The sequence below is a fragment of the Microlunatus sp. M237 genome (assembly GCF_056896895.1).
Map to the genome: position 1 here is coordinate 519,763 of NZ_JBXHBL010000003.1, position 12,102 is coordinate 531,864.

Genomic DNA, 12,102 nt, shown 5'->3' on the forward strand with positions numbered 1-12,102 from the left:
ATGACGAGAGGGCACGATGGCCAGGGCGGACGCGGCTGCGTCGGAAGGGACCGGGGCGGCACAGGACCAGGTCGAGACAGCGGCACGCCGCACGGCGCTGGTCGGCTCGGAGGCGCTGTTGGACGCCGGCCTGGCCGTGCTCGGCTTCACCGCCATCTGGGCGGCGCTCACCTCCGAGCTGCTCCTTGCGCTGGTGACGGTGCTCCTCACAGCTCTCGGCGTCGGGCTGGTGGCCCACACCAGACTGCGGGACAGCACCGGGTTGCTTCCGTGGCTGAACCAGCTGCCCGCCGTCCGCGTGCTGCTGGGAGTCGCCACCGCCGTCGCCTTCGCCGGCGTCGCCAGCGATGCGGACCTGGTCCCCGTGGCGCTCGCCCTGCTGCTGTCCGTGGCTGCGGTGGCGTTCGAACCACACCTGGCGCGGATGGTGCGGGCGCGGACGTCGTACGTGGCGAACCTGCCCGGTGTCACCGCCGCCCCCGGACTTCCCAATCTCCGACCGGTCATCTTCTTCGGCGGTCTGGCCGTCAGCGCAGCCGGGTCGACGATGGCGCTGCTGGGGCTGTCGGCGTGGTGGTGGCTGCTCCTGGTCGCCGCGGGTGCGATACCCGTCGGGCTGCTGACGCTGGCGGCCCGCCGGCGCGTGGTGGCGGGAATCCAGCTGGAGGCCGGGATCGCTTCGGCGGTCGCCGACTACGCCCCACAGTTCATCATCTATACCGCTCGCCCTGACGACGCGTCCTACCAGGTCAGCATGTGGCTGCCGTACCTTGAGCGAGCCGGTCGCCGGTTCATCGTGGTGACCCGCGACGGGCTGCCGGCCGAGGCGCTGGCCGCGATCACCGACGCCCCGGTGATCGAACGCCGGCGGGTGGCCGACCTGGACAGTGTGGTCCCGCCGTCGGCCCGAGCCGCGTTCTACGTCAACGCCTCCTCCGGCAACGGCGCCTTCGTCCGCTTCCCGCAGCTGACCCACGTCTACCTGGGACACGGCGACTCCGACAAGCCGCCGTCGTACAACCCGACGCACGCCATGTTCGACCGAATCTGGGCAGCCGGTCCCGCCGCGACCCGACGTTACGCGGCGCACGGCGTGTCGATCGACCCGGAGAAGTTCGATGTGGTCGGCCGCCCCCAGGTCGAGGACGTACGCCCGGCCGCGCGCCGGCTGGCCGACACCCCCGAGCCGGTCGTGCTCTACGCCCCGACCTGGCGCGGGCACGTCGAGGAGACTCTGCTCCACTCGTTGCCGGTGGGGGAGCAGATCGTCGCCGCGCTGTTGCGCCGCAACGCCACGGTCATCTTCCGCCCGCACCCCTTCAGCTATGAGTTCGACGCCGACCGCGAGTCCATCCGGCGGATCCAGCGGCTGCTGGCCGACGACGCCCGGGCCACCGGTCGAGCGCACTGGTGGGGCGACGCGGCCGAGAAGGACAACGGCATCCTCGAGTGCATCAACGCCTCGGACGCGATGGTCTCCGACGTCTCCAGCGTCGTCTCGGACTACCTCTTCTCGGCCAAGCCGTTCGCCATGGTGGCCGTCTCCACCGGCGTGGAGGACTTCGCCGAGGCGTATCCGATCGCCCGGGCCGCGTATGTGTTGGCCGGCGACCTGACCAACCTCGACCCGATGCTCGACGACCTGCTCGGGCAAGACTCCCTGGCCGAGCAGCGCAGGTCGGTCAAGGCGGACTACCTCGGCGACTTCCCGGCCGACGGGTACGCCGACGTCTTCGTCGGCGCGGTGCAGGCACTCGTCGACCGGCCGCACCCGCTGGGGGCCCAGACCACCGAGGAGACCGAGGAGTCGACCGGCCCCAGCACCCTGGCCTCCATGCGCCGCCGGCTGGCGGCGCTGGGCCGCGATGTCGCCGTGAACGGCACCGCTGCGCTGACCGCAGTTCTGGCCGTTGTCGGCGCCCCGCCCCTGTACCCGACCATCGGCGCGCTGCTCTGTCTGGCTGTGATCATCTACGCCCGCCGCCGCACGCTGGCGCTGAGCCGCCGCTGGTCGGCGCTGCTCGGCGGCAACGACGTGGCGCGGGTGCTGCTGGTGGCGGCGCTCGGTGTGGTGGCGGCCCGAGGCGAGCCGTCGGCGGCTTCGGTGGTCGCGGCGTCCGTCGCTCTGCTGCTCATCGCCGTCGTGATGGAGCGCACCGTGCGAGCGACGCTCGGTCGTCAGGGCCTGGAAGCGTTCGGGCTGCCGGGAGTTCGGACGACCGTCACCACCCCGATGCCGTGGGGAACGACCTCGATCATCAGCTGGGGCGTCATCGCTGCCGCCTGGCTGGTCACTGTCACCGGCGCCGATCTGAGGTTGCTGCTGGTTGCGGCGGCGCTGCAGCTGGCGGCCGTCGCAGTAACGCTGGCTTTCGGGCTGGTGCGGGTGCACCGCTCCGTCACCGCGGAACGAGAGCTGCGCCACACCCTCACCGCGTACGCGCCGAAGTTTGCGGTCTACTTCGCCTCCGACATCGGAGCCGCGTACCAGATCGGGATGTGGCTGCCCTATCTGAAGCGGATCGGCGAACCCTTCATCATCGTCACCCGGACGGTGCCGATGCTGCGCCAGCTGGAGAAGGTGGTCGATGTGCCGGTCGTCCACCGGCCCACCCTGCGCAGCCTGGAGGACGTGGTGGTCGACTCACTCACCACCGCGTTCTACGTCAACAACGCGGTCCGCAACACCCACTTCGTCGAACGCCGCCAGCTGACCCACGTCTGGCTGAACCACGGCGACTCGGAGAAGCCCGCCTGCTACAACCCGGTGCACGCCATCTATGACCTCATCTTCGCCGCCGGCCAGGCCGGGGTCGACCGCTATGCCCGGCACGGGGTGCGGATTCCGCCTGATAAGTTCCGGATCGTCGGCCGGCCGCAGGTGGACCAGATCCTGCCCGCCACCGCCCCGATCTCGACCGTCGACGCCCCGACGGTGCTGTACGCCCCCACCTGGCGTGGCCCGTTCGCCGATTCCCGGGTGTACTCCCTGCCGGTCGGTGCGCAGATCGTCGAAGCCCTGCTGGGCCGGGGCGCGCGAGTCATCTTCCGGGCGCACCCGTTCAACTACCGCTTCCCCGATGCCACGGCCCTGATCGAGGAGATCGGCGCGCTGTTGGCCGCTGACCGGGCCGCGACCGGGCGCGAGCACCTGTGGGGCGAGGCAGCGGAGAAGGACCTCACGGTGGAGGAGTGCTTCAACGCCTCCGACGCCATGGTGTCCGACGTGTCGGCCGTCGTCTCGGACTATCTGCAGGCCGACAAGCCGTTCTCGATCGTGGCGGTGGGGCGCACGCCCGAGCAACTGGTCGAGGAGGCCCCGGCCGCCCGGGCGGCGTACGTGCTGCGCGACGACGTGGCCAACCTGGACGCGGTGCTGGACGAGCTGCTCCGAGCCGACTCCTTGGCCACCGTCCGGCGGCAGACGCGCGCGTACTACCTCGGGGACTTTCCCGCCGAGCATTACGCCGACGGGTTCGTGCAGGCGGCCCGGACCGTGATCAGCACCCCGCCGGTGCTGGCCGCGGAAGAGGTCACCAGTGACTGACGGGCTGCGCCGCGTTCTCGCACCGTTGCTTCCCCAGCTGCCCCTGGCAGTCGCCGTCGCCCTGCTTCTCGCGCTCGGCAGCCGTTTCGACGCCACCGCCACCGCGGTGGTCGCTGTGGTCGCGGGCGGCGTGGTGCTGGCGCTGCCGCTGGTCGAGCGGGTCGCCGGGAACGCGCCGCTGCGTGCTGTGCAGCTGCCCGATTATCGCGAGCCGGTCAGGCCGCCGCGGCCGGGCGTAGCGCGGGCCGGCACCGGCATCTTCCTGATCGCGCTCGCGGTGGCGGTCTGGGGCGAGCAGGGCTGGATCACCGCCGTGCTGTTGGCGCTCGGCTCCGCGGGGCTGCTAGCGGTGCTCGCTCTCAGCGTGGTGATGATCCGGGGGCGCGCCGCCGACCGACGGCGGATCCGCTCGGCCCTTGAGGCGTACGCGCCGAGGTTCGTCCTCTACACGGGTCGCCGCAACGATGCGACCTACCAGCTGACCATGTGGCTGCCGCTGCTGGAACGGCTGGGGCTGCCGTACCTGATCGTGGTGCGGGACCGCGACGCGATCCCGATGGTGGCCAAGGTGACTCCCGCTCCGGTGGTCTGCTGCCCGACGGCCGCCGATCTCGACTGCGTCGTGGTGAAGTCCCTCGGTGCGGCCTTCTACGTCAACATGGTGGCGGAGAACGCCAACTTCGTGCTCTATCGCAGCATGACCCACATCTACCTCGGTCACGGCGACTCCGACAAAGAGCTGTCCGGCCACCCGGCGCACGCCATGTTCGACAAGATCTTCATCGCGGGCCCTGCCGCTGCCGAGCGCTACGCCCGCAACGGGGTGGAGATTCCCGACGACAAGCTGGTGGTCGTCGGTCGGCCACAGCTGAGCGGGGCCCGAACGGCTCAGCAGCCGGTCGCGGACCGCCGGCCGCCCCGGGTCCTGCTCGCCCCGACCTGGCGCGGCTACAACGCCAGAACCTCGCTGAGCTCGCTGTCGGACCTGCACGTCGTCGTCACTGCGCTGATCGCCCGGGGTGCTGAGGTGGTGCTCCGTCCACATCCGTTCAGCTGGCTCGGCCGCGGTGAGCGGGCCGCCATCGCGGCGATCGACGCGCAGTTGCGGGCTGACCGGTCCGCGACCGGTCGCCGACATGTGCTTGCCGCCGAGCAGCGACAGCTCGGGGTTGCCGAGGTGTTCAACCTCAGCGACGCGATGATCACCGACATCGGCAGCGTGCTGGTCGACTACTTCGTCACCGGCAAGCCGTATGCGGTGGTGCTCCCGCGGGGCGCGCAGCGCTCGACCGCGGTGGACAGCTATCCGACCGTCGCCGCCGCGTACCTGCTGGAGGTCGCTGAGCTGCGCGGCACGGTGGACACAGCGGCGGTGGACGGGCTGCTGACCGACCTGCTGGTCACCGATCCGATGGCGGCGGTGCGCCCCGAGGTGACACGGCGTTACCTCGGGCCGGCTCCCAGCGACGACCAGGCGTTCTTGGACACGGTCCGTGGCCTGATCACGGGGCGAAACCCAACCGTTCATTGAGGATCGCCACGATCGGGTCGCTGCCCAGCGCCCGGCCGTCCACACTGCTGACGGCCACCGCTCCACTGAGGGCGGAGGTCCAGAAGACGGCCCGGGCGGTGTGCAGCCGGGACGCCTCCAGCGGCTCGATCCGATAGCGGACCTGGTGGCGGTCGAAGTGGTCGAGCACCGCCCGCCGGGTGACTCCCGGCAGCACGTCGTCGGTCAGCGGCGGGGTGCACCAGACCTGATCGGGATCGAGGCAGAACAGGTTGCCGCGGGAGGTCTCCGCCACCGCCCCACTCTCCTCGAGGAAGTACGGCAGGCCGCCCACCGCATCCCGTTCGGCCGCGGTCAGGGTCGTGCGGTCGCGCCACTTGTGTCGCCAGCTCTGCGCCGGCCGGTGGCCCCGGACCAGCGCGGAGCTGCTCATCCTCGCGGGGAGGTCACGCGCAGCCACCTCCACGGCGACGCTGTGGCCGGCTCGGCGACCGGTGATCCGCAGCGCGCGACGCCCGCTCGCCGGTGGCGGCGACTCGGCGAGCACCTGCCGGACGCGGGCGGTGACGTCCGTCGGCAGCCCCGCGCCGTAGAGCTCACGACACGACAGATCCAACCGGGCCAGGTGTTCGGCCAGCCGGAGCGGCACGTCGCCGCGGACCAACACCGATTCGAACACCCCGCCGGCGACAGGGGCGGCGATCGCCGGGCTGAGCGGCCAGAGGCCATCGGCGAACGCCGACTTGGCCGCGGCGACCAGCGGGGCAGCCTTATGCAGGCATTCGCGCCACTCCAGCATCGGGACACTGTCAGCGGTGATCCCGCCGCCGACCCCGAGCTCGATGGTGTCCCCGTCCACCTCGAAGCTACGGATGACGACATTGAACTGGGCCCGCCCGGTGGGGGTGACGAAGCCGGCCGCCCCGGTGTACGTTCGCCGCGGTGACCGCTCCAGGGCGGCGATGGCCCCGACCGCCGACGACTTCGGCGCGCCGGTGACTGACCCTGGCGGGAAGGTGGCGCGCAGCAGCTCGGCGGTGGAGGTGCCCGCTCGCAGGCGACCCGACACGTTGGACACCAGGTGCCACACACCCGGGTGCGGCTCGAGTCCGAGCAGCTCGTCGACGACCACGGTGCCGGGGACGCTCACCCGCGACAGGTCGTTGCGCATCAGGTCGACGATCATGATGTTCTCGGCGGCGTCCTTGGCCGAGGCCCGCAGGGCGGGGGAGTCCAGCTCGTCTCGGGCCCGAGCTGCCGTGCCCTTGATCGGAGCCGTGTCGACCCGGTCGCCGTCGCGACGCAGGAACAGCTCAGGGCTGAAGCTGACCAGCACCTCGCGGTCGGTGGTCACCAGCGCCCCTCGCATCGGCTGCAGCTGTTCGGCCATGTCGGCAAACATCGCCGCCGCGCTCCCGGTCATGGACGCGACCAGTCGGGTGCAGAGGTTGACCTGATAGAACCGGCCGGCATGGATCGCACCCACCGCCCGTTCGATCGCGGCGAGGTGCTCGACCCGCGCCCGGGCGGGCGCCACCTCGGTGCGAAACACGCCGACCCGCCACCGGCTGCACTCCGGCTCATCATTCTGATCGGCGGCATCAATGATCAACTTCCGGGCCTGAGCCAGGGCGATCCGCATCGCGTCTTCGCGGCCGGCCAGGCCGAGGGATTCGAAGAACCACTCTCCGTCGCCGTCGACGCGCAGCAGATGATCATAGAAGGCCAGCCAGCACCGGTCGTCGTCGTAGCCCAGCGTGGTCAGCCAACCGCCACCGAGCACCGACTCGTCTGTCGACACCCGTGGCATCTCATCCAAGATCGACATCGCCTGGCCGTGATCGGCTGCGCGCACGGCCCGCAACGGGCTGTGGACCATGATCATTCGCTGGTCGAACCAGTCGCCGCTGAGTGCGCCGGGGTTCGGATGCTGGTCGAGCCTGGTCAACACCGTCCGGGCGCTTGCCCCGCGCCCGAGCGGGACCACATACGGTCGCCCCGACAGCTCCGACAGCTCCGACAGCTCCGACAGCCGGTCGGGCGCGGTCGGCTCCTGCTCAGGAACCACCGGCCAGGCTCGCCAGGACGCGGTCGGCACTGGTCCCCAGACCGAGAGTCCGGGTCAGGTCAGCGAACCGCTCCGGGTCCGCCGGAGCGGACGGTAGCTGTAGGTCGTCCAGGCTGACGCCGAGGTCCAGGTCGCGCGCGACGGCCACCACGGTGGGCGCCACCGCCAGATAGTCGATGGCCGCCCCGAGCTTGGAGCGGATGGCGTTACTGATTTTCCCGGTGGGGTCGCTGGCCGCGGCCAGGATGCCGTGCAGATCACCGTGGGACTCAAGCAGTGAGGCCGCGATCTTCTCACCGATGCCGGCCACCCCTGGCAGCCCGTCGGAGGTGTCACCTCGCAAGGTGGCGAAGTCGACGTAGGCCGAGGCCGCCACACCGTACTTGGCGCGGATCCAGGCCTCGTCCACCTGCTCATGCTTGCCCACACCTCGTGCGATGTAGAGCACCCGGATATCCCGCGCGTCGTCAACGAGCTGGAACAGGTCGCGGTCGCCGGTGACCACATCAACCGGGATCCCGGCGGTGTCGGCCAGGGTGCCGATCACGTCGTCGGCCTCATAATGATCTTTGCCGACGATCGGCAGGCCGAGCGCGGTCAGCACCTCGATGATCAAGGGAACCTGGACGGCCAGCGCGTCCGGAGCGGTTTCGCCCGCGGTGGCGTCGGCGGTGGACATCTCGGCCACAACGGAATCGCCGGCGCCGGCCACCCGGTGTGCCTTGTAGCTGGGGATCAGCTCCACCCGCCACTGCGGACGCCAGTCGTTGTCCCAGCAGCAGACCAGATGAGTCGGCTCATAGGTGTCCACCAACCGGCTGATGAAGTCGAGCAGCCCGCGTACCGCGTTGACCGGCGTGCCGTCGGGCGCGCGGATGGTGTCTGGCACTCCGAAGAAGGCCCGAAAATACAAAGAAGCCGTATCCAAAAGGAGAAGTCTGGGTGAGGGCACAGTTGAATACTGGCACGATGGCCCCCATGGAAAAGCTCGACCGTCGTATTCTCTCCCTTCTCGCAAGCGACGGCCGGATGTCCTATACAGACATCGGCAAAGAGACGGGCCTCTCCACCTCTGCGGCGCAGCAGCGGGTCCGTCGCCTGGAGCAGCGCGGCGTGATCAAGGGATACCGCGCCTCGCTCGACGCCGCCGAGCTCGGTCTGCTGGTCACCGCCTTCGTGGCGATCAAGCCGTTCGACCCCGGTCAGCCGGACGACGCACCCGACAAGCTGCAGCACCTCCCCGAGATCATCTCCTGTTACTCGGTCGCCGGAGACGCGAGCTATCTGCTGAAGGTGCAGGTGCCGACGATGGTCGATCTGGAGTCGTTGCTGACCCGGATCCGTGCCGACGCCATGGTGTCCACGCACACGACCACCGTGCTGTCGACACCGTACGAGGACCGGCCGCAGATCTGACCCACCTGCCGAGCGCGCGGAGCCCCGGAGGGACTTCACACCGGTGGGTAGGCTGCCTGGCGTGCGACTCCTGCGTGGTCATCTGTTCGGCGGCCGATCCCGGCTGTTGCTCAGCGTGCTGGCCGGGATCAGCGTGGGGTTGTCCTTCCAGCCCTACGGTGCCTGGCCGCTGCTGCTGCTGGGGCTGCCGGGCTTGACCGTCGCCGTGCGTGGCGCCCGGCCTCGCCGCGCCTTCGGACTCGGCTACGCCTTCGGGCTGGCGATGCTGGTTGTCGCCATCAGCTGGCTGCACGTGCTCGGCTGGTGGGTGGCGCTGGCCCTGATCCTGTTCGAGTCGTTGTTCTTCGGTCTGCTCGGTCTGGTCATCGCCGTCACCGCGCGGCTGCGACTCTGGCCGCTGGCGGCGGCGTGCGGCTGGGTGCTGGTGGAGTACGCGTACTCCCGGATCCCGTTCGGCGGCTTCGGCTGGACCCGGTTGGCATATGCCGCCGTGGACACCCCGCTGGCCGGCTTCTTCCCGCTGGTCGGGGTGGCCGGCGTCTCGTTCGCCGTCGCCCTGGTCGGCCAGCTGCTGGCCTGGATCGCGCTGCGGCTGCTTCGGCGCCGCAACCTTGACCCGGCGGCGCCGGCGGGACAATCGCGCCGTCACGGCGTCGAGCGTGCCGTTCTGCTCACCGCCGGACTGACCGTGGCGCTGGTCCTGGCTGGTGTGGCGCTGCGTGGCTATCAGGTGGAACCCGCCGCCGGCCGCGAGGGGTCGGTCCAGGTCGGCATCGTCCAGGGCAACGTGCCCGGTCGCGGCATTGAGGCCATGGGGCGGGCACGTTCAGTCACCAACAACCATCTGGGTGAGACCGTCGATCTGATGACCCGTGCCCGGCTGGGTTTGGTGTCCGAGCCGGACTTCCTGCTGTGGCCGGAGAACTCCACCGACATCGACCCGCTGCTCGACGCCCAGACCCGCGCAGTGGTGCAGTCGGCCGCCGAGGTGGCGGGCCGACCCATCCTGGTCGGTGCCGTGATGGAAGGGCCGGGAGAGGACGAGCGGCAGACGACGGCCCTGTGGTGGGACCCCGACCGGGGCGTCCTGGCCCGCTACGACAAGCGAAACCTGGTGCCGTTCGGGGAGTGGATTCCGTTCCGTGCCCAGCTGCTGCCGCTGCTACCCATCCTCGAGCAGACCGGCGCCCAGTCCGTGCCGGGCACGACGCCCGGCGTCCTGAGCGTCCCGCTGGGGGACCGCACCATCGCGGTCGGCGACGTCATCTGCTTCGAGCTGGCCTATGACAAGACGGTGTACGAGACGATGACCGGCGGCGCGCAGCTGCTGGTGGTGCAGAGCAACAACGCCACCTACGGCGGCACCGGGCAGATCGAACAGCAGTTCGCCATCACCCGCGCCCGGGCCATGGAGACCCGCCGCGAGATCGCTGTCGCCACCACCAACAGTGTGTCCGGCTACATCGACCGGGACGGAACGGTGGTCGCGCGGACCGAGCAGTTCACCGCCGACTCGATGGTGGTCCCGATGCCGCTGCGCACCACGATCACTCCGGCGGTGCACGTGGCTCCGTGGCTGGACCGGGGCCTGGCCGCGATAGCGGTGCTGTGCGTCGTCGCTGCCGCGATCGGCCGGCGGCGTTCGCCCCGAGCCGTACCGATGGGCGAAGATGAACCGACCGCGCCGTCGTCGCGGGAGCACCGTCGCCCGGAAGAGAGGATCACCACGTGAGCGACTTCGAGGCTGGTACGGCCCTGGAGCCCGTCCTCGTCATCATCCCGACCTACAACGAGGCCGAGAACATCGAGTGGATCGTCGGCCGAGTGCGTGCCGCGGTGCCCACAGCGCACGTGCTGGTGGCCGACGACAACTCACCGGACGGAACCGGGAAGCTGGCCGACGCCGTCGCCGCCAGTGACGACCATGTGCATGTGATGCACCGGCTGGGCAAGGAAGGGCTGGGCGCGGCCTATCTTGCCGGTTTCACCTGGGGGCTGGACAACGGCTACCAGGTGCTGGTGGAGATGGACGCCGACGGGTCCCACCAGCCCGAACAGCTGCCCGAGCTGCTGCGTGCGCTCGAGCACGCCGACCTGGTCCTGGGCTCGCGGTGGGTCCGCGGGGGCAAGGTCGTCAACTGGCCCAAGTCGCGGGAGGTCCTGTCCCGGGGCGGGAACCTGTGGACCCGGCTGGCGCTCGGCATCCAGCTCAAGGACGCGACCGGGGGCTATCGCGTGTTCCGACGCGGGACACTGGAGGGCCTCGGTCTGGACGCCGTCGCGTCAGCCGGCTACTGCTTCCAGGTGGATCTGGCGTGGCGTGCGGTCAAGGCCGGCTTCACCGTCGTGGAGGTCCCGATCACCTTCGTCGAGCGAGAACGCGGAGACTCCAAGATGAGCCAGCGGATCGTGGTGGAGGCCCTGGTGCGGACCACCGCCTGGGGCATCCGGCACCGGGCCCGACAGCTGCGCCAGCTGAGCGCCGCCAAGCAGCGGACGGCGCTGAAATGAGGACCCGCGCTCCTTGGCTGATGCCAGTGCTGGTGGTGCTGCTGGTGGCCGTACCCATCTTCGAGGTGTGGCTGTTGATCCAGGTCGGCAGCGAGATCGGCGTGCTGCCCACGGTGGCCATCCTGGTGGTCGAAGCGTTGCTGGGCGCCTGGCTGATGAAGCGAGAGGGCGCCCGGGCCTGGGCAGCCCTGAACAAGGCCATCGGCACCGGGAAGCTGCCGAGCGGTGAGCTCGCCGACGCCGCGCTGGTGCTCGTCGGCGGCATGCTGCTGATGCTGCCGGGTTTCGCCACTGACGTCGTCGGGTTCGTCTGCCTGCTGCCGTTCACGCGACCGCTGGCGCGGCATGTGCTGGCGTTCATGGTGGCCCGCAGCGTCAGCCGGATGGCCCCGGCCGGGGGGCTGCGTCCGAGCAGCCGCCGGTTCGGCGAGGGCGAGGTGATCGAGGGAGAGACCGTCGACGTCCCCGACACCAAGCGCAGCGACCCGCAGATCATCCGGGGCGAGATCGACGACGGTCCTCGCTGACCGCGGCTGCATCGAAGCGGGAGCGCGGCGGCACTGCTGCCCGGAGAAGACGACGAGGTCGCCACCCGGCCTCACAAGCTGCCGACCAGTGCAGCTGCGGGCCGAGGTGACGACCTCGACAACTTGGGTGATGCGGTGCCGCTACGCGCTCTTCCTGGAGCGCGGTGCGCGGGCCAGCTCGGGCGGGCCGGATTGCCCGGACCTCAGCAGGTCCAGACGCTCCGCCAACAGGTCCTCGAGCTCGGCGATGGAACGCCGCTCGCGCAGCATGTCCCAGTGCGTCCGCACCGGCTTCTCCTGCTTCGCCTCGGGACGCTCGACGTCGGAGCGCAACGACTCGGCACCACAACGCGGGCACTCCCACAGCGCTGGGATCTCGGCTTCTTCGGCGAACACCAGGGTGAAATGGTGCTGGCGTGCGCAGTCATATCCGATCTCCTGGCGCGGTGCGAACTCGACGCCCGCCTCGTCCTCGAAGCTCTTGGTTCCTAGACCCGATCCACGCAGTGAACGATCCGCCATT

The 12,102-nt window shown here is 70.2% G+C and carries 9 protein-coding genes; 6 read left to right on the plus strand and 3 right to left on the minus strand.

Going from position 1 to position 12,102, the window contains the following annotated elements:
- The first annotated feature begins 16 nt into the window (after window positions 1-16).
- Both AC1XX3_RS13475 and AC1XX3_RS13480 read left to right on the plus strand, forming a co-directional pair.
- Window positions 17-3,547 carry a CDP-glycerol glycerophosphotransferase family protein gene (locus AC1XX3_RS13475; protein ID WP_483321649.1) on the plus strand — a complete coding sequence of 1,177 codons (3,531 nt, stop codon included), beginning with the start codon at window positions 17-19 and terminating at the stop codon, window positions 3,545-3,547.
- Window positions 3,540-5,078, plus strand: coding sequence for a CDP-glycerol glycerophosphotransferase family protein (locus tag AC1XX3_RS13480; protein ID WP_483321650.1), 1,539 nt, complete (start codon window positions 3,540-3,542; stop codon window positions 5,076-5,078). Before AC1XX3_RS13475 ends, AC1XX3_RS13480 begins: the two co-directional genes overlap by 8 nt.
- Here the strand turns inward: AC1XX3_RS13480 and AC1XX3_RS13485 are convergent.
- Window positions 5,050-7,125: a bifunctional chorismate-binding protein/class IV aminotransferase gene (locus AC1XX3_RS13485; protein WP_483321651.1), complete on the minus strand. Its 2,076-nt coding sequence runs from the start codon at window positions 7,123-7,125 to the stop codon at window positions 5,050-5,052. The two genes, AC1XX3_RS13480 and AC1XX3_RS13485, sit on opposite strands and share 29 nt — an antisense overlap.
- A complete protein-coding gene (locus AC1XX3_RS13490) occupies window positions 7,115-8,053 on the minus strand; it encodes a 5'-3' exonuclease (protein WP_483321652.1) in 939 nt (312 codons plus the stop codon). The genes AC1XX3_RS13485 and AC1XX3_RS13490 overlap by 11 nt, the downstream gene beginning before the upstream one ends.
- A gap of 41 nt (window positions 8,054-8,094) precedes the next feature.
- On the opposite strand from AC1XX3_RS13490, the gene AC1XX3_RS13495 reads away from it, so the two are divergent.
- From AC1XX3_RS13495 to AC1XX3_RS13510, 4 genes are all read left to right on the plus strand, one after another.
- A complete protein-coding gene (locus AC1XX3_RS13495) occupies window positions 8,095-8,541 on the plus strand; it encodes an Lrp/AsnC family transcriptional regulator (protein ID WP_483321653.1) in 447 nt (148 codons plus the stop codon).
- A 61-nt stretch (window positions 8,542-8,602) separates the two neighbouring features.
- Window positions 8,603-10,273, plus strand: a complete 1,671-nt coding sequence (gene lnt, locus AC1XX3_RS13500; RefSeq protein WP_483321654.1) for an apolipoprotein N-acyltransferase — start codon at window positions 8,603-8,605, stop codon at window positions 10,271-10,273.
- Window positions 10,270-11,052 carry a polyprenol monophosphomannose synthase gene (locus tag AC1XX3_RS13505; RefSeq protein ID WP_483321655.1) on the plus strand — a complete coding sequence of 261 codons (783 nt, stop codon included), beginning with the start codon at window positions 10,270-10,272 and terminating at the stop codon, window positions 11,050-11,052. Before lnt ends, AC1XX3_RS13505 begins: the two co-directional genes overlap by 4 nt.
- 20 nt (window positions 11,053-11,072) lie before the next feature.
- On the plus strand, window positions 11,073-11,579 hold the full coding sequence (locus AC1XX3_RS13510) for an FxsA family protein (RefSeq protein ID WP_483321656.1): 507 nt from the start codon (window positions 11,073-11,075) through the stop codon (window positions 11,577-11,579).
- Window positions 11,580-11,720: 141 nt separating this feature from the next.
- Here the strand turns inward: AC1XX3_RS13510 and AC1XX3_RS13515 are convergent, their stop codons facing one another.
- A complete protein-coding gene (locus AC1XX3_RS13515; protein ID WP_483321657.1) occupies window positions 11,721-12,101 on the minus strand; it encodes an RNA polymerase-binding protein RbpA in 381 nt (126 codons plus the stop codon).
- Between the last annotated feature and the right edge of the window lies 1 nt (window position 12,102).

Excerpts from the sequence above, each read along its gene's own strand:
- AC1XX3_RS13495 (WP_483321653.1), top strand. The coding sequence starts at position 8,095 with ATGGCCCCCATGGAAAAGCTCGACCGTCGTATTCTCTCCCTTCTCGCA.
- AC1XX3_RS13510 (WP_483321656.1), top strand. The coding sequence starts at position 11,073 with ATGCCAGTGCTGGTGGTGCTGCTGGTGGCCGTACCCATCTTCGAGGTG.
- AC1XX3_RS13475 (WP_483321649.1), top strand. The coding sequence starts at position 17 with ATGGCCAGGGCGGACGCGGCTGCGTCGGAAGGGACCGGGGCGGCACAG.
- AC1XX3_RS13515 (WP_483321657.1), bottom strand. The coding sequence starts at position 12,101 with ATGGCGGATCGTTCACTGCGTGGATCGGGTCTAGGAACCAAGAGCTTC.